We start from the raw sequence: 17,077 nt of genomic DNA on the forward strand, positions 1-17,077 counted from the left end.
CTGCCGTGCGAATGTTTCTTTACGGAGTCCCTCGCCATACGAACCATGGACGGTCGCTTTACAGTCACGCACAGTCGCTGTGGACGGCGAGGGGAGGGCACGCGATGACACGATGTGTCGTCGTCGCGGACGACCTGACCGGGAGCTGTGATACCGGGCACGAGTTCGCGGCGCGGGAGTACGACACCCGGGTCGTGCTCTCCACACAGACCGACGCGACGGCAGGGGGAGATGTCAGCGTGTACAACACCGAATCACGCTACGCGGACCCCGCTGTCGCCGGCGAGCGCGTTCGCTCGGTCCTCGAGTCCACCGACGCCTCGGTCGTCTACAAGAAGGTCGACTCGACCCTTCGCGGGAACGTCCGGGTGGAGGTCGACGCCGCGGCGCGAGCCGTCGACCCCGCCCTCGTCGTGGTCGCGCCGGCGTTCCCGGACAACGGTCGCGTGACGGCCTGCGGATACCACCTCGTCGACGGCCAGCTGGTGACCGACTCGCCGCCCGGCGACGACGACGAGCGGCCGCCGACACACGACTCGCTCCCCGAGTTCTTCGCGTCGAGCGCGTTCCCGGTCGAGACCATCGGCGTCGAGACCGTCGCGCGCGGGACAGACGCCGTCCACGAGGCCTTCGAATCGTTCGTCTCGACGGACGGACCGGTCGTCGTCACCTGCGACGCCGTCACGGACAGTCACCTCGAGACGCTCGCCGCGGCGGCCCAGGCACTCTCCGAGCGATGTCTGTACGTCGGAAGCGGCGGGCTCGCACGCCACGTCGCCGTCCCCGGAACGCCGTCCGGAGCCGGCATCGACGTCGACCAGAGCCGCTCGGTCGTGGGCGCGGCGGGGAGCGTCGCGCCGGAGACGCTCGGACAGCTCGACGCGGTCCCGGAGGACTGGCGGCGACTCCTCGACCTCGAGACAGCCGTCACCGACCCGTCTGCTGCCGGGGCCGACCTGGCCGCCCGTGGGGCGGCCGTGATCGACGACCACGGCGGGGTAGTGCTCCACAGCGCCGAGTCGCGCGATGACGTCGACCGGGCGATGGCGGCCGGCGAGCGGGCCGGCGTCGACGGCCCAACGGTCCGGCGTCGAGTCACGGACGCGCTCGCGGGCGGGGCCGCCGAGGTCGTTGGCGCGGACCGAGCGTCGAACCTCTTTCTCACCGGCGGCGAAACGGCGCGAGCGGTCTTCGAGGAACTCGAGACGACCGCGCTCCGCATGGCCGGCGAGGCCGTCGCCCCCGGGATTCCGCTGGCGACCGTCGAGGGCGGGACCGCCGACGGGGCGGCCGCCGTGACGAAAGCGGGTGGGTTCGGAGACCAGCAGGCAATAATTAAGTCCCTCGGTCGTCTGGGTCTTCGTGATGAGTGAACGAGCCCCTACTGTAGGCGTCACTATGGGTGACCCTGCCGGAATCGGCAGCGAAGTGATCGTCAAATCGTACCCGGACCTCGTCGAGTCGGCGACCATCGTCGTCGTCGGCGACGCGGCCGTCATGGAAGACGCGGCCGACCGGTTCGCGCCCGGGCTGACCGTTCGCCGCGTCGATTCGCCCGACGAGGCGGACGGCGACCCCGACGTGCTCCCGGTCATCGACCTCGACAACGTCTCGGACCACGAGTACGGCGAACTCTCGCAGGCCAACGGCGAGGCGAGCCTGGAGTACATCGAGCGGGCGATCCGACTCGCACAGGCCGGCGACATCGACGCGATGACTACCGCCCCGATCAACAAACAGGCGACCAAGATGGCCGGCAGCGAGTACGCGGGCCACACGGGGATGCTCGCGGACTACACCGACACCGACGACTACTCGATGATGCTCATCGAGGACGACCTGACAGTGACACACGTCAGCACGCACGTTCCGCTGCGGGAGGCCTGTGACCTCGAGGTCGACGACGTCGCGTCGACCATCGCCGTGACCGGCGAGGCGCTCCGTGACCTCGGCATCGACGACCCGTCGGTCGCCGTCGCGGGGTTGAATCCCCACGCGAGCGACGGCGGCCTCCTCGGTGACGAGGAAGCGGACATCATCGAACCGGCCGTCGACCGCGTCGCCGAGACGGGCGTCGACGTGACCGGTCCCCTCCCGCCGGACACGGTCTACGTCCGGGCCGCCTCGGGTGAGTTCGACTGCGTGGTCTCCATGTATCATGACCAGGGTCACATCCCGATCAAGATGCTCGGCTTCACCGGCGACGGCGACGCGGTGAGCGGCGTCAACGTCACCATCGGACTCCCGATCATCCGGACGAGCGTCGACCACGGCACGGCCTTCGACATCGCCGGGGAGGGGGTCGCCTCCGAACAGAGCATAATCGATGCGGTGTCGACGGCCGTCAGACTCGCCCGGTAGACGCGGTTTCTGTGTCCTGGGATTCGGGTCCGTCACTGGCTCGCGCGCTACGAACTACACCAGTGCGAAGGCACGGACCGAGCACCCGCCGGTCCCCTGGACGTTGAGCGGCGGGAAAAAGAAGTTCGCCCGACGGCTGTCCGCGCCGTCGAGAACCTGGTCGAGGTTTCGCAGTTCCTCGATGGGGATGATCTCGTTTTCGAGCAGCGGGAGATGTGAGTCGGCCGGGTGGACGTCGGTCGATGGCTCGTGGGCCGGAACCTCGTCGTACCAGCCGCCGACGCTCGCCCCTTCGGTTCCGACCGCCTTCGGTTCCAGTGAGGCGATGTACTCGGCGGCCTCACCGGTCAGGTAGGGGAACTCGAAGAGGTACTCGGGCGTCTGCCCGTAGTACTCGTCCCAGCCGGTGTGGAGCATGAGGACGTCACCGGGCTGGATCTCCGACTCGTAGGCCTCGATGTCGGCGCGGGTGATCGGCTCCTCCGGCTCTTTCGGTGTGAGGTCGATGACGACGCCTTCGCCCATGAACCGCTCGATGGAGAAGTCGTCCAGGGTTTTCCCCTCAGGAATGAAGTGCGCCGGGGCGTCGATGTGGGTCGCCGTGTGGCTCCGCATCTCGAACCGTTCCATCGTGAATCCGTCGCGTGCGGCGATGGACGTCTGTTCGATTTCGACCGGTGGGAAGCTCGGCCACACGGGAATCTGCTCGCGGATCGGGTTGGACAGTTCGATGACTCTGTTTGAGTCGAACATGATAGAACCGACAGTCCATGAAATCATAAACATTGTGCTCACGGGGGTGCCGACATGAATCCCGTGTTCGGCCGTGGGGGCGACTCGGTGAGATCAGGGCCCGGAGCCGACACGGCCCGTCACCACGACAAGGGGCTCTCCCGTGACCGGCGGTTCGCTGTCGGCCGGCGGTACCAGTCGGCTGCGTTCACGAGACGCTACCGACGGCGTCGTCAAGACCGCGGCAGTTCCCAGAACGCAGCCTGTCAGACCGTTCCGGCCGCGTGTACTCGGAGTTTCGCACCCGAACACGCCGCCAGACTCGCGGGCGGTTACCGCTCGTTGGGGTAGATCATCTTTTTCAGTCCCTCGTTGTTCTCCATCTGGTCGAACGCGGTCTGGATCCCGCCGAGGTCGAATTCGTCTGTGATGAGCGCCTCTGTCTCTATCCGGTCGCCCTGTAGGAGTTTCACCGCCCGCGAGAACGTGTTCTGGGTGAGCGCGAACACGCCGACCATTTCGAGCTCTTGGTAGTACAGCTCGAACGGATCGATCTCGACGGTCTCGTCCTGTGGCGGCACGCCGAACACGACTGTCGTCCCACCGGGAGACGTGATCGAGTGTGCTTCTTCGATTGTCGTCGGAAGGCCAACGGCTTCGACGGCGACGTCGACCCGGTCGACCAGTTCGTCGACCTGGTCCGCGAGCGCCCGCTCCGTTGGGTCGACGACGTGATCGGCCCCCAGGTCGGTCGCGAGCTCTCTGCGACCCTCTATCGGTTCGGAGACGATGACCGTTCCCGCGCCGTCCGTCCGAAACGCCTGGAGCAGAAGCAGGCCGATCGGGCCGGCACCCACAATCACGACGGTGTCACCGGTCTCTATGTCTGCCCGGTCGACGCCGTGGATGCAACACGCGAACGGTTCCGCGAAGGCGGCCTCTGAATACGAGAGGTCCCCGATGTCCTGCAGGCACTGGGCAGGTGCACGGAGGTACTCCGCGAACGCGCCGTCGAGGATTTCGTCACCCGCGCCCCCCATCGACACCGTGTCCTGACAGAGGTTGTGTTTTCCGTCCTTGCAGAAGTCGCATTCGCCGCAGGGAATCCCCGGGAAGATTGCGACCCGATCACCCGTTTCGAAGTTCGTGACTGCGTCACCAGTGGCAACGACCTCCCCTGCGCTCTCGTGGCCGGGAACGACCGGAAAGTCTGCCGGGAATGTCCCGTGGTACAGGTGATAATCAGTCATACACACGCCACAGGCCCCGATTTCCACGATTACGTCTTTATCGCCGGGCGTCGGGCGCTCTCGATCCATAACTTCGACTTCCCTCTCGTTGGTTAGCACTGCGCTTTTCATTGGAATATCGTATGCGATGTCGTCTCGGCCAAGTATAAAGATACCGACGAACTCCCGAGAGGGCTGGTAAGCGTCGGAAGCATGAGTCCCGGAATCACCGTACTGCAGGACGACATTGCCGATTACCGAACACACGTCAGTCACGTACGCGGACCGCACCCCACGATTCGGGGAGTGGCACGGATGTACGACAAATAGCACACCCGGCAGGCGAAGCCACGCGGCTTGCCGACACGCCAACAGCTGTCGAGAACGGTCGTGCCTGGACTGTGGTACTGCTCCAGACGAACGGACAGAGGGCGGTTCAGTCCGAGGAACTGCTGACAGTCTGCATCCGCTCTTCGAGCGCAGTTTCGGCCTTCTCGTCGAGTTTCCGCTGGTGGATCGTCTCACCGGACTTCGCGTCGAACAGGTGGACGTCCTCGTCGGGAATCTCGACGTAGACCGTATCCCCCTCGCTGATCGGCCGCTGGCCGTCCGTCTCGACGATGAACGTCTGCTCGTGGCCCTGTGACTCCGCCTTGAGATACACGTAGGAGATGCTCCCCATCGGTTCCACGACGTCCACGACGGCCTCGAACTCGTGGCTCGTATTCGCCCGGTCGTGCAGCGTCATGTCCTCCGGACGGACACCCAGGACCACCTCGTTGCGGCCCCCGACCGAGGACTGCATCCGCTCGGTCAGATCGTAGTCGAAGCCGTCCGCGCGGACGGTCCCGCCCTCGACCGCCCCTTCGAAGAAGTTCATCGACGGCGACCCCAGGAACCCCGCGACGAACTGGTTGGCCGGCCGGTAGAAACATTCCAGCGGCGTCCCCACCTGCTGGAGTTCCCCGTAATTCAGGATGACCAGCCGGTCGCCCATCGTCATCGCTTCCGTCTGGTCGTGCGTGACATACAGCGTCGTCACGTCCAGGTCGTTCTGGAGCCGGTTGATTTCCGTTCGCATCTCCGCCCGCAGCTTCGCGTCCAGGTTCGACAGCGGCTCGTCCATCAGGAACACGTTCGGGTCACGGACGATCGCACGGCCCAGGGCGACACGCTGTTGCTGCCCGCCCGAGAGTTCCCCGGGCTTGTTGTCCAGCAGTTCGCCGATGTCCATCATCTCCGCCGCCGAGGTGACCGTCTCTTCTATCTCGCCTGCGGACATCTCCGTCGACATCTTCAACCCGAACGACATGTTCTCCTCGACGGTCATGTTCGGGTACAGCGCGTAGTTCTGGAACACCATCGCGATGTCCCGCGCCCGCGGACCGAGCTGGTTGACCACGGCGTCGCCGATGTGGACGTCGCCCTCAGTTTGCGTTTCCAGTCCCGCGACAATCCGCATCAGCGTCGACTTCCCGCTCCCCGAGGGACCCACGAAGACGACGAACTCGCCGTCGTTGATGTCCAGGGAGACGTCGTCGACCGCAACGATCGACTCGTCGCTCTCACCGAATCGCTTCGTCACGTCGTCGATTGTGATCTTTGCCATTAGTTTTCCTCCAATGTGCGGCTATTTATGCCCACCGCAGGGGCCTGGTTCGCGAGCGATACCCGTCGTGGCGGGGACGGCGCGGTCATTCTTTGATCACCACGCCGAAGCTGAGCCCGGCCGCGAGGTACTTGTTGACCGCAATCAGGAAGATCACGACCGGCACGATCATCGCCGTCGAGGCGGCCGCGAGCATCCCCCACTCGATCGACCGCGAGCCGATGAACGAGTAGACGAACAGCGTCACCGGCACCGCCTCGAAACTCGTCAGCACCAGCCCGAACAGCAGCTCTATCCACGCGAAGATGAAGCTGATGATCGCCACCGAGAAGATTCCCGGCTTGGCCGCCGGCAGCACCACCTTCGTAAAGCCCTGGAACTGGGTCGCCCCGTCGACACGGGCCGCCTCCTCCAAGGTCTCGGGGATGCCGTCGAAGAACGCCTTCATCACCCACACCACCAGCGAGAGGTTGATACTCACGTACATCAGCACCATCCCGATCCGCGTGTCGAACAGATTCAGCTCCCGGAAGATGATGAAGAAGGGCAGCACGACGGCAATCGGCGGCAGCATCCGCGAGGAGAGAATCCACACGAGGATGTCCCGCTCCATCGGGATGTCGTACCGCGAGAGCACGTACGCCGCCGGCACGCCGATCAACAGCACCAGAACGACCGACGCCGACACCATCACCAGGCTGTTGGCGAACGCCTCGACGAACCCCGAGTCCTGTATCAACTGGATGTAGTTGTACACCGTCGGCAGGAAAATCCACTCCGGCGGCAGCGAGTTCGCCGTTCCCGGCGGCTTCAGCGACATCGAAGCCAGCCAGTACAGCGGGAACAACACGATGAACGACCACGTCAGCAAAATCGTGTGCCGAACGACCGTGACGATCGTCTCCCGCGTGTCCTTGTCGATCCACTGCGAGCCCGTCGCGGAGTCGACCGCCGTGTCCTGGGTCGCCATCAGTCCCACACCCCCTCGAAGCCGACCTTCGCGATGACGATGTTCGCAATCGCGATGACGAAGACCAGGTAGACGACTGCGATGGCGGCAGCCACGCCCATCTGGTTGTTGATGAACATCTGTTCGTAGATGTTGATGCTCACGAGCTGGGTCGCCGTCCCCGGACCGCCGTTCGTGAGCCCGTACACCACACCGAAGGTGCGGAACAGGTCGATAAGCCGAATCAGCGTCGCGACGAACACCACCGGCTTCATGTAGGGAATGATGACGTGGATGTACCGGCGCCACAGCGGCGCCCCGTCGACCCGTGAGGCCTCGATAAGCGTTTTCGGCACCGACGAGAGGCCGGCGTAGAAGATGATGAACATGAACGGCGTCCAGTTCCACGTATCCAGGAGAATCACCGTCAGCAGGGGAATCTCCGAGAGGAACGCGGGGGCGGTAAACGGCGTCGCGGTGTTGATCACGTACGGGATGATGCCGATTTCAGTGTTCAGCATAATCCGGCCGATGGTCGCGAGCGAGACGGGTGCGACGGCCATCGGAATGATGAACAGCACCCGGTAGAACGACTTCGTTCGACCGGCGTCGACACCAGCGACGAGCGCGGCCAGGAAGAACCCGAGAAGGCTCTCCAGGAGCAACGCACTGACGACGACGGTGATCGTGATGACGAACGAGTGAACCGCGCCGCCGCGGGTAAACGCCGTCTGGTAGTTGCTCAGGCCGACGAACTCCGCCTGGAAGATATTCAGCGTCGGCTCCGCGATCAGGCTGAGATACAGGTCGTAGGCACCGGGGAAGAAGGTGATCATCACCATCACTGCCACCATCGGTGCGATGAACCAGTACGGGAGGTACTCGTTCCAGAGGTCGCTCAACCTGGCGAGACCCTGCTTGTTTGTCGTTTCCGTTTGTGTGGGTGTACTCATGAATGTATGTGAAAATTAGGCCGGTACGGTTTGTCTCTCGGCCTTACCCGCTGTAGATGTCTTCGGCAACCGATGCGGCCTGGGTCATCGCGTCCTCGGCGGACTTCTGGCCGGCGATGGCCCGCTGGAGTTCCTCGGAGTAGCGCTGTCCCCACTGGGGATACTTCCGGTCGAAGGGGTCCGGCGCGGCCTCCTGCAGGGATTCGAGCGAGACCTGTGCGTAGTCCTCGCCGACTTTCGAACGGTAGTCGTCGTTCTCCCAGACGGACTGGCGCACGGAGAACACACCGCTGCTTTCGGTGTTCATCCAGAGGTCGGTCGGTGGGGACGTCGCCCAGAGCATGAACAGGAAGCCCTGCTCGGAGTTCTGGGCGTTTTTCGACGTCGAGATCTGCCAGTTGAACGCGTTGGGCGAGAGCGACCCGCCCTCGGGTTTGGGCACCTTCGCGATGCGGACGGTGTCGGCGACGCTGGACTCGTCGTTGGTCAGTCCGCCCCAGAACATGTTGGCGTCGGCGACGATGTGGCCGGCGCGGCCCTCCGCCATGGTCGCCTGGACGTCCGACCAGGTCTGGCTCGACGCGCCATCCGGTCCGTAGTCCTGCAGCAGTTTGCTGTACCACTCCGCGGCTTCGATGACGCCCTGGGTGTCGAGCCCGGAGTCGGTCGGGAACTCGCTCCAGAGGCTGGTCCCCTTCTGGCGGAGGAGCGTGTTCAGGATGTAGATGTTCATCCCGTAGCCCTTCTGGCCACGTCCGGCCGTGCCGACGATGTCGGACTCCTCTTCGTGGATGACCTTGGCGTTCTCTCGGTGCTGTTGCCAGGTTTCGGCGACCTCCAGGCCGTGTTTGTCATAGAGGTCCTGTCGGTAGAACTGGGTCTGGACCTCGACGGTGATCGGCAGGCCGGTCCAGTTGTCGCTGTAGCCCCCGCCGTGGGCCTGCCAGCGGGACGCTTCGAAGAGGTCGTTTGGCTTGTAGAAGTTCTCGTCGTAGAGGCTTCCGTCGTTGAAATACGGGTCAAGCGGCTGGAGCCACCCCTCCTCGCGGAACTGGTTGACGACCTGGTCCATGAAGAAGACGTCGAACTGTCCGGCACCAGTACTGGCGTCTGTCTGGCGCTTGGTTCGGAACTGCTGTTCCGGAAGGATGTTCCAGTTGACCGTAATCCCGGTGAGTTCCTCGAAGACGGGAATCGCGGGTTTGATGGCGTCGACCCAGGGGTGCTGGACAGCACCGATGTTGATCGACGAGCCGTCGTACTGCTGCCAGTCGATGTCCGCACTGTCGTACTCGCTGAGTGGGATGGCGAGTTCGTTGCTGGAGCCGCCGTCACCGGAACCGTCACCCGAGCTACCGTCACTCGAACCGCCACCGGAACCGTCACCCGAGGTACCACCATTCGAGCCACCGTCACCGCCCCTTGTACATCCCGCAAGGGCAGCGAGAATTCCTGTACTTGCCGCACCGGACGCTTTCAAGAAGGTCCGTCGATTAGTATCGTTGGGCATGTTTAACGGCCTCGTACCCGATTTCGAGACTATAATATTTAATCCTTTTCATCTAACAGTCCTATTACGAAATCAGAGACACGTGGAACGGTCAGCGAAGGGGTTAGCGGCTTGATTCTGTCTCCACAGGCGAGAGCGCTGAGGCCGTGAGTTTGTTGGTGGTCATGCCAGAAATCGCCGTTTCAGCGGGAACGGTCGCCTGAACCGGTGTGGCACTCAGTAGGTGTCAGTGACGGGCTCCAGTAACTCGCTCGATGTTCAATCACACCTTTCGAGGCTGACCCACCACGTAGGGACCGGAGGAGAGCTCCACACCTCAGTCGTGGAATACGTTTTCCACGAGCTCTGTGTCGTCGAACAGGTCGCGGTAGTCGTCGGGCACACGTTCGTCGGTGATGAGGAGGTCGATATCCTCGATCGACCCGAATCGGCGGAAACTCTGCTCGTCGAACTTCTCCGTGGTGGTGACGACGACAGTCCGCGCCGAGTGTTCGACGACGAGCTGTTTGATCTTCGCTTCGGACTCGTTCGGTGCCGACAGCATGCCGTCGGGCTCGATACCGTTGACGCCGATAAAGGCAAGGTCGAAGTTGGAGTTGCGGATGTAGTCCTCGGTCGTCGGCCCGACGAGCGCTTTGGTCTCGTTTCGGTACTCCCCGCCGGTCATTTTCACCGTGCCGTCCGATTTCGACAGTTCGAGCACCAGCATGGGGGAGCTCGTGACAGCGATAGTCGAGTCATCGTCCGGGACCATCTTCGCGACCTGCATCGTGGTCGTCCCGGCGTCGAAGTACACGACGTGTCCTTCGGAGATTTCCTCGGCGGCTCGGTCGGCGATTGCCTGTTTGCGTTCCAGGTGCTGGATGAGGCGCCGATTGAACGACCGTTCAATGCCCACGTTCGTCATCGGGGCGACGCCGCCGTGCGTTCGCTCGACGAGGTTTCGATCGGCGAGGTCGCGAAGGTCGCGGCGGATGGTCGATTCTGACACGTCGAGACGGGTGGCCAGTTCCTCGACCGAAAGGCTACCGTGCTTTGTGACTAGTTCCGTGATGGACCGGCGGCGCTGTTCTGGGGTCGTCACGGGACAGCCCCCGAAGACTCGTTCGTTCCGTGCACCGGTACGGTTTGCATGCCGAGGCGTAACGGCGACTCGTATTTAGTCTTCTCGCCCGCTTGTGACGGCGGCTGGCTCCGCTTCGTCCCACGCCTCCTCGACGGACGCGCCCTCGTGGACGATGTCGACGAGCGCGGAGACTGTTCGCTCCGGATCGTCGGACTTCCAGATCGTGCGGCCGATCATCAGTCCGCGTGCGCCCGCCTCCATCGAGCCCTCGACCGATTCGAGCATCGCCCGGGTGGTGCCGGTGGCTGCCCCGCCGAGAATCATCACGGGGACCGGCGAATTCTCCACGAGAGGCTCGAACGATTCGACACTGCCTGTGTACGGCGCCTTGAGGATGTCAGCGCCGAACTCCCAGCCCATCCGCATCGCATCAGCCACGTAGTCGGCGTCCGTCTCCAGCTGGTCCGGGATCCGTTCGCCCCACATGACCGGCTCGACGACCAGTGGGATACCGGTGCCGCGAAGGTCCTCGGCGAGTTCGCCGATGTATTCGACGTTCTTCCGGAAGGTCTCGTTATCGTCACGGCCGAACACGAGGACGACCTTGACTCCGACGGGGTCGAGTTCCTCGAGGAACTCCGCGTCGAAGGCCGGCGTCCAGAGGTCTTCGCCGTCGTCCCGGCCCGGGCTGGTCGACCACGTCACGACGTCAGCGGTGAGGACAACGTCGACGCCCGCTTCCTGCAGACGGTCCTGATAGTGACGAGCGAAATGCGGCCCGACGAGCACTGCGTCCGGCTCTCCGGCCAGCACTTTGTCGAGTGTTTCGTCCGGGTTGTGGAATCCGTCAGGCGATCCGAGGCTCAGTCCGTGATCTAGTGCTACAACGACTGCGTTCCCCGATGGGGTATCGAGGAGTTGCTCTGTACTCATTGGCTCCGATTGAATCCTGTGGATGCATCTATATAATTATTCGCCTGTCGGTCGAGGGCAGTCATATGATTCGCCACCCGCCGTCGACCATCAGTACCTCCCCAGTCACGTACGCAGCGTCGTCGCTGGCGAGATAGAGGGCAGCACCGGCAACGTCCTCCGGTGTGCCCGCACGTCCGGCGGGAACCGGTTTGATGAGGTCGTCCTTCGCCGCCGCTTCGGGGGCGTCCTCGGACCAGCCGTCGATGAACTCGGTCGCGATCTGTCCGGGGCCGATTGCGTTCACCCGGATGTCGTGGTCCGCCAGTTCGAGCGCTGCACCGCGGGTGATCATCTTCACCGCGGCCTTCGTCGAGTCGTACTGTATCTGATCGCGCTGGGCCACGAACGAACTGATCGAGGCCGTGTTGACGATTGCGCCCTCGGTCCCGCGGTCGATCATGTCCTGTGCCGCGGCCTGGCAGCCGAAGAACACTCCTTTGGCGTTGACCTGGTGTATCTTCTCGAACTCGGATTCGCTGACATCGAGGAGACTCCCACCGATGAACAGTCCCGCGTTGTTCACCATCACGTCGACACCACCGTACTCGCCGGCGTGATCGACGACTGCACGAACGTCGTCCGCCTCCGAGACATCTGTCTGAACGAACTCGGCCGTCCCGCCCTGGTCGCGGATGTACTCGTGTGTCGGGGTGTCGGCGTCTTTGGGCTCGGATTCGATGTCTGCGTTGAGGACCGTAGCCCCCGCGTTCGCGAATCTGATGGCGATTTCTCGTCCGATTCCGGAGGTCGCACCGGTGACCACGACGGTGTCCCCGTCGAAATCTGAGCTGTAGTCTGGCATCGTCCCCCACTCTGTCAGGATACATGTTAAAGATTTGGGGAGGGGTAGAGGGATTACGAACCACTGCGTGAAACGGAACTCCCGTTTCCAATCATTTCTTGCTGATTATCATTAATTAGCATTCTAAATGGGTGAATACACTACCGGAATAGAGCATTGGTACCAAGTGACATGGCTCGCAACGGCACTCTCAGCCGGATTAAGCATCAATAATCCTCTGGGATTGTGGAATCTTTTGACGTTTATTTTGCTAATTTAAGTATTATTCTGCAGGATTAAGTATCAAATCTGCTCATTTTGCCCAGGCCCCACCCTCCTGTCCACGAAGCGGATCAGAGATTTCGTCGCGTGACTCCGGGACAGGTCGCGATGTCGTTCGGTTCGCTGAGTCGGTGCTCACACGCGGCACGCAGTACCGGCGACAGTGATATATCGTTGAATTCTATAACAGGCGTACATATGTTACGGCTATCCACGACACGTTCCAGAGTCCACCGCCTGCACTTTGGCTCGGTTTACTGAACAGGTCCCACGCTGACCACGGTGATAGGTGCCTGAGACACATAACGACTGTACATGTGTTATGTGGATGCATTCCGCCAGGAACCCACGGGCGACCAAAATGAAGATTTCAGTACAGGATAGATCCGGTTCGTTCGGGAGCAGCGAACGGGCCTCGCGGGCAGTTTACGAGAACTGTGAATTGATTTCTATGACGTTGGCCGACCGTGTGATCATCGACGGCAGGTCCTCTTCGTACCGCTCTCCCTCGAATCGGCTAGCTGGACCGGAGATGCTTATTGCCCCAACGACCTCACCGTTAGTCGTTACAGGCGCGGCCACACAACGTAGTCCCATAATCTTCTCCTGCCTGTCGAAGGCGTATCCCCGCTCTTCGATAGCCTCCAGTTCATCGAACAACGCCTCCCGAGACGTGATTGTATTCTCGGTGTATTCGGGAAGGCCATGTCTGTCAATGATCGACGCAACTCGCTCCTGGGACATGTGTGCCATCATCGCTTTGCCAAGCGAGATACAGTGCATGTATTCCCGTCGACCGGCCGACGAGGCAGTCTGGACAGCGTTGTTACCGCTGGCCTTGTAGATGTAGACGGCTTTCCCGTGTTCCTCCATTGCGAACTGAGCCAGTTCGCCACATTCCTCAGCCAGGTCGTCTAGTTCTGCAGTGACAACGTCGTATATCTGGAGCCTCTCTTTGACCGTCTCCCCGAGTTCTAGATGCCGGAGGCTGAGGCGGTACGTCTCGTCGTTTTTGACGATGTACTCGTTCTCTGCCAGCGTGGCAATGTGTCCGTGAACGGTCCCCTTGGAGAGGTCCAGCTCCTCGGCGATCTCTGTCACGCCTGCGCCCTCCCGCTCTTTCAGGAGGTCGATAATGTCCAGGGATGTCTGGACGGCCTCCACGGTCCGTGACCCGCTTTGTTGTGCCATAGTGTATCATGCCGGGCAACTGTAATAAATGTGTTCGTTATCGCCGAACGTGCGAGGTGGTTCGCGAGAGCCGAACACTCACACTCGACGCGCCTGTCGAACGCAGAATACACAGCCAGAGAACGGCAGGTCCGGTTTGAGAGCGGGCACCTCTATCGAGACCGCTGACCCCGTTCGGGAGAGGCGAACGCCCGAGACGCCGACACAGACCACCGGTGTGAGTTGTCAAGGCAGTGTTTAGTTAGTGGATAGAAGTCAAGAACAGCCAGAAAGCCCCCGCGTTCTCAGCTCCCGCGGCTCGCTGCGCTCCAGCGGGTGCTTACTTCGCCGGGGTTCGCTGAGAACGCGGCCCCTTTCAATCCCACCCAGCATAGCTTCCCCAACCGGCTAGAGGTGGGATTGAAAGGGGCGGCTGGCTGAACGATGGCGGACGACGCAAGGACCGCAACGCAGTGAGGACCGCAGCGAGGCCCCCGAGTTCAGCCAGGCGGGGCTTTCTGGCTCTCTGCGGTCGTCATTGCTAAACTAAACACCACCGTTGTCAACGGGGAAAACGCTAAGAGGTGGACTCTACATGTTCTACCTACGATGGTACGTATCGACTACATGGCCCATCAGGAGCAGTACAGCCCATCTCAGCTCCTCGAATACTCCGAGCTTGCGGCCGCGAACGGCTACGACCTGGTGTGGACATCGGACCATTTCCACCCGTGGTTCCACACGAACGCTGAGGCAGGGTTCGCCTGGTCCTGGCTGGGCGCGGCGACCGAGCGAATCGACGTCCCGATCGGGACCTGTGTCACACCCGCAGGCGAACACTACCATCCGGCACTTATGGCACAGGCGTTCGCCACGCTGCAAGAGATGCACGACGAACGCGTGATCCTCGGTCTGTCCACCGGAGAGGCGATGAACGAGAAGCCGATGGGTCACGAATGGCCCGACTATCCGGTGCGGCGCGATCGGCTAGAGGAGACCCTGGAGATAATCCACGGTCTCTGGGAGAACGAGGGCTTCTACAACTACGAGGGCGAACACTACGAAGTCGACGACGCTCGGCTCTACACGATGCCGGACGAGCGACCGGAGGTCCAAATCGCCGCTAACGGGCCGAGTACGGCGTCACTCACCGGTGCCTACGGTGACGGGTTCATCACTGTCAAGACCGGTGAGGAGTACACCGAGCGGATGTACCCCGCAATCCGTCGCTATGCCGAGGAGGCGGGACGCGACCCCGAGAGCATCGAAACGACGTTGCTCGTGATCGCGTCCTACGACGACGACCGTGAGCGCGCCCGCGAGGCGACACGGCCGTGGTGGGCAACGACGCAGAACGTGTTCGACCGGGCGATGGCCAATCCCAAGCAGATAGAAAAAGAGGGGGAGAAGGCGACACCCGAGCAGGTCGAAGAGAAGTTCCTTATCGCCGACGACCCCAGCGAGATAGCTGCCCAACTCGAGGAGTATGTCGAGATGGGGTTCGACCGCATCGCGCTGGGAAACACGAGCCCCGACCCGGAGAGGCTGTTTGAAGTGATGGGCGACGAGGTCATTCCGTCGCTTTGACCGGCGGGGGGAATATTTAACAAACCGCGCATCCATCAATCCGAACGAGATGACAAAACTGACTGGTGGCGAGATGATCGCCAAGTATCTCGAAAAGGAGGGCGTCGAGTACCTCGTCGGAATCCCGGGTCACGGGAGCACGAACCTGCTCGACGCGTTCAACGACTCCGACGTGGACGTGATTCAACCACGCCACGAGCAGGGTGCAACCCACCTGGCGGACGGCTACGCTCGCGCCAGTGGTGAACCGCTCGCCGTGTTCACCTCCATCGGGCCGGGTGCGACAAACACGGTCACCGGGGCGGCGACGGCATACGTCGACTCGATCCCGATGATAATCTTCACTGGCGCGCCCCAGACCCACGAATACGGGCAAGGAATCTTACAGGAGATCGAACGCCAGAAGCCGGGTGACTTCCCGAGTGTGATGGAACCGGTCACGAAACAGAGCTTCGAGGTCCGCGACATCGAACACCTACCGCGTGTCCTCCGACGCGCGTTCCAGACCGCACTGTCCGGTCGCCCCGGCCCCGTCCACGTCGACGTGCCAATGGACGTCCAGGGCGCGGTCGCCGACGTGGACCTGCCCGAGCCAACCCAGTCGCGGCCACACAGTCGCCCGGGCGGGGACCCACGGACCGTCTCGGACGCCGCAAAACTTCTGGAAGCGGCAGAGCGACCGGTCATCGTTCCCGGCGGTGGGACGATGCTCGCGGAGGCCTGGGACGAGGTGCAGGAACTCGCCGAGCACCTCCAGGCGCCGGTGAGTCCGACGTTCCAGGCGAAAGGCATCATCCCCGAGGACCACCCACTGTACGTCGGCTTCGCCGGCTGGATCGGGTCGACTGCCGGGAACGAACTGGTGTCGAACGCCGACGTGATTCTCGCCGTCGGGTGCCGGTTTACAGACATGCACACGTCCTCGTTCGAAGACGGTGTCAGCTTCGATATTCCCCCGAGCAAGCTGATCCACGTCGACATCGACCCCCAGGAAATCGGGAAGAACTTCCCGGTCGAAGTGGGTATCCAGGGCGACGCGAAAGTCGTCACACGTCAGATCACCGAGGAACTGCGGGAACGCATGGACCCCGTCACGGTCGAGGACAACGAGTACTACGACGAGATGCAGGAGCTGTGGGCGGAGTGGGAGGCGATGGTCGAGGAGCGGTGGACCGACGACGACGTCCCGATGAGTATCTCTCGAGCCGTCGCCAGTCTCCGTAATGTGCTCCCGCGTGACGGGGTGGTCGTCTCGAGCGCCGGACAGCCACAGGAAACGGTCAACCCGGAGTTCCCCGTTTACGAGCCGCGAACGAACATCTCCTGTGGCGGGTTCTCGACGATGGGCTTCGGTGTTTCCGCCGCAATCGGTGCCAAGCTTGCCAAACCCGATAGCCCGGTCGTCGACGTCGAGGGCGACGGGAGCTTCATGATGTGCAACCAGGAAGTCGCGTGTGCGGTCGAACACGACATCGACGTCACGTTCCTTATCGTCAACAATCACGGCTGGAAGTCCATCCGGAACCTGCAGGTCGACAAGTACGGCTGGGACCGCGTACTGAACACGGAGTTCAACGAAGAGACGGATATCGACTTCATGTCGATGGCCGAGGGCTTCAGCGTCGAGTTCGCCGAACGCGTCATCAAGCCCGAAAACCTCGACGACGTCCTCGAAGCCGCCATCGCCCACGACGGCCCGGCAATCGTCGAGGCCGTCGTCGAATCCGACAATCCCGACTCCGGGGCCATCATCACCGGCAAGTGGGACCTCGCCGACCTCGAAAAGTAACGGACGCTATTTCTGGGTATCCATTCGTTCGGAGGGCGTCGCTCAAGAGGCTACTGGGGCCGATATCGGCACAATCGAGTTCAA

At 62.4% G+C, this 17,077-nt stretch carries 14 protein-coding genes; 4 read left to right on the forward strand and 10 right to left on the reverse strand.

What is annotated here, in order from left to right:
- The first annotated feature begins 104 nt into the window (after positions 1 to 104).
- The gene (locus KZ498_RS01300; protein ID WP_312616145.1) at positions 105 to 1,373 is read left to right on the forward strand and encodes a four-carbon acid sugar kinase family protein; all 1,269 of its coding nucleotides are present in this window, start codon (positions 105 to 107) and stop codon (positions 1,371 to 1,373) included.
- A complete protein-coding gene (gene pdxA, locus KZ498_RS01305) occupies positions 1,366 to 2,361 on the forward strand; it encodes a 4-hydroxythreonine-4-phosphate dehydrogenase PdxA (protein ID WP_312616147.1) in 996 nt (331 codons plus the stop codon). The genes KZ498_RS01300 and pdxA overlap by 8 nt, the downstream gene beginning before the upstream one ends.
- Before the next feature lie 54 nt (positions 2,362 to 2,415).
- Here pdxA and KZ498_RS01310 read toward each other — a convergent pair whose 3' ends face one another.
- From KZ498_RS01310 to KZ498_RS01355, 10 genes are all read right to left on the reverse strand, one after another.
- Positions 2,416 to 3,114: a cyclase family protein gene (locus KZ498_RS01310; protein WP_312616149.1), complete on the reverse strand. Its 699-nt coding sequence runs from the start codon at positions 3,112 to 3,114 to the stop codon at positions 2,416 to 2,418.
- Between the two features lie 311 nt (positions 3,115 to 3,425).
- The gene (locus KZ498_RS01315) at positions 3,426 to 4,454 is read right to left on the reverse strand and encodes a zinc-dependent alcohol dehydrogenase family protein (protein ID WP_312616151.1); all 1,029 of its coding nucleotides are present in this window, start codon (positions 4,452 to 4,454) and stop codon (positions 3,426 to 3,428) included.
- Between the two features lie 304 nt (positions 4,455 to 4,758).
- Positions 4,759 to 5,931, reverse strand: a complete 1,173-nt coding sequence (locus tag KZ498_RS01320) for an ABC transporter ATP-binding protein (RefSeq protein ID WP_312616152.1) — start codon at positions 5,929 to 5,931, stop codon at positions 4,759 to 4,761.
- Between the two features lie 85 nt (positions 5,932 to 6,016).
- Positions 6,017 to 6,901 (reverse strand): carbohydrate ABC transporter permease, encoded by an 885-nt coding sequence (locus tag KZ498_RS01325; protein ID WP_312616154.1) that lies wholly within the window; start codon positions 6,899 to 6,901, stop codon positions 6,017 to 6,019.
- Positions 6,901 to 7,833 carry a sugar ABC transporter permease gene (locus tag KZ498_RS01330; protein ID WP_312616155.1) on the reverse strand — a complete coding sequence of 311 codons (933 nt, stop codon included), beginning with the start codon at positions 7,831 to 7,833 and terminating at the stop codon, positions 6,901 to 6,903. The genes KZ498_RS01325 and KZ498_RS01330 overlap by 1 nt, the downstream gene beginning before the upstream one ends.
- 43 nt (positions 7,834 to 7,876) lie before the next feature.
- On the reverse strand, positions 7,877 to 9,343 hold the full coding sequence (locus tag KZ498_RS01335) for a substrate-binding domain-containing protein (protein ID WP_312616157.1): 1,467 nt from the start codon (positions 9,341 to 9,343) through the stop codon (positions 7,877 to 7,879).
- 316 nt (positions 9,344 to 9,659) lie between these two features.
- The gene (gene glpR / locus KZ498_RS01340; RefSeq protein WP_312616159.1) at positions 9,660 to 10,427 is read right to left on the reverse strand and encodes an HTH-type transcriptional regulator GlpR; all 768 of its coding nucleotides are present in this window, start codon (positions 10,425 to 10,427) and stop codon (positions 9,660 to 9,662) included.
- Positions 10,428 to 10,502: 75 nt separating this feature from the next.
- Positions 10,503 to 11,342 carry a fructose-1,6-bisphosphate aldolase gene (locus KZ498_RS01345; RefSeq protein WP_312616160.1) on the reverse strand — a complete coding sequence of 280 codons (840 nt, stop codon included), beginning with the start codon at positions 11,340 to 11,342 and terminating at the stop codon, positions 10,503 to 10,505.
- 61 nt (positions 11,343 to 11,403) lie between these two features.
- A complete protein-coding gene (locus KZ498_RS01350; protein WP_312616162.1) occupies positions 11,404 to 12,186 on the reverse strand; it encodes an SDR family oxidoreductase in 783 nt (260 codons plus the stop codon).
- Positions 12,187 to 12,873: 687 nt separating this feature from the next.
- Positions 12,874 to 13,638, reverse strand: a complete 765-nt coding sequence (locus KZ498_RS01355) for an IclR family transcriptional regulator (RefSeq protein WP_312616164.1) — start codon at positions 13,636 to 13,638, stop codon at positions 12,874 to 12,876.
- 588 nt (positions 13,639 to 14,226) lie between these two features.
- Between KZ498_RS01355 and KZ498_RS01360 the strand changes: the two genes are divergently transcribed.
- A complete protein-coding gene (locus KZ498_RS01360; protein ID WP_312616165.1) occupies positions 14,227 to 15,204 on the forward strand; it encodes a TIGR03557 family F420-dependent LLM class oxidoreductase in 978 nt (325 codons plus the stop codon).
- A gap of 49 nt (positions 15,205 to 15,253) precedes the next feature.
- Positions 15,254 to 16,993, forward strand: coding sequence for a thiamine pyrophosphate-binding protein (locus KZ498_RS01365; RefSeq protein WP_312616166.1), 1,740 nt, complete (start codon positions 15,254 to 15,256; stop codon positions 16,991 to 16,993).
- Positions 16,994 to 17,077 lie beyond the last annotated feature (84 nt).

It is taken from the genome of Haloarcula sp. 1CSR25-25 (assembly GCF_032027985.1).
Lineage (GTDB): Archaea > Halobacteriota > Halobacteria > Halobacteriales > Haloarculaceae > Haloarcula.

Excerpts from the sequence above, each read along its gene's own strand:
- KZ498_RS01300 (WP_312616145.1), top strand. The coding sequence starts at position 105 with ATGACACGATGTGTCGTCGTCGCGGACGACCTGACCGGGAGCTGTGAT.
- pdxA (WP_312616147.1), top strand. The coding sequence starts at position 1,366 with ATGAGTGAACGAGCCCCTACTGTAGGCGTCACTATGGGTGACCCTGCC.
- KZ498_RS01310 (WP_312616149.1), bottom strand. The coding sequence starts at position 3,114 with ATGTTCGACTCAAACAGAGTCATCGAACTGTCCAACCCGATCCGCGAG.
- KZ498_RS01315 (WP_312616151.1), bottom strand. The coding sequence starts at position 4,454 with ATGAAAAGCGCAGTGCTAACCAACGAGAGGGAAGTCGAAGTTATGGAT.
- KZ498_RS01320 (WP_312616152.1), bottom strand. The coding sequence starts at position 5,931 with ATGGCAAAGATCACAATCGACGACGTGACGAAGCGATTCGGTGAGAGC.
- KZ498_RS01325 (WP_312616154.1), bottom strand. The coding sequence starts at position 6,901 with ATGGCGACCCAGGACACGGCGGTCGACTCCGCGACGGGCTCGCAGTGG.
- KZ498_RS01330 (WP_312616155.1), bottom strand. The coding sequence starts at position 7,833 with ATGAGTACACCCACACAAACGGAAACGACAAACAAGCAGGGTCTCGCC.
- KZ498_RS01335 (WP_312616157.1), bottom strand. The coding sequence starts at position 9,343 with ATGCCCAACGATACTAATCGACGGACCTTCTTGAAAGCGTCCGGTGCG.
- KZ498_RS01345 (WP_312616160.1), bottom strand. The coding sequence starts at position 11,342 with ATGAGTACAGAGCAACTCCTCGATACCCCATCGGGGAACGCAGTCGTT.
- KZ498_RS01350 (WP_312616162.1), bottom strand. The coding sequence starts at position 12,186 with ATGCCAGACTACAGCTCAGATTTCGACGGGGACACCGTCGTGGTCACC.
- KZ498_RS01355 (WP_312616164.1), bottom strand. The coding sequence starts at position 13,638 with ATGGCACAACAAAGCGGGTCACGGACCGTGGAGGCCGTCCAGACATCC.
- KZ498_RS01360 (WP_312616165.1), top strand. The coding sequence starts at position 14,227 with ATGGTACGTATCGACTACATGGCCCATCAGGAGCAGTACAGCCCATCT.
- KZ498_RS01365 (WP_312616166.1), top strand. The coding sequence starts at position 15,254 with ATGACAAAACTGACTGGTGGCGAGATGATCGCCAAGTATCTCGAAAAG.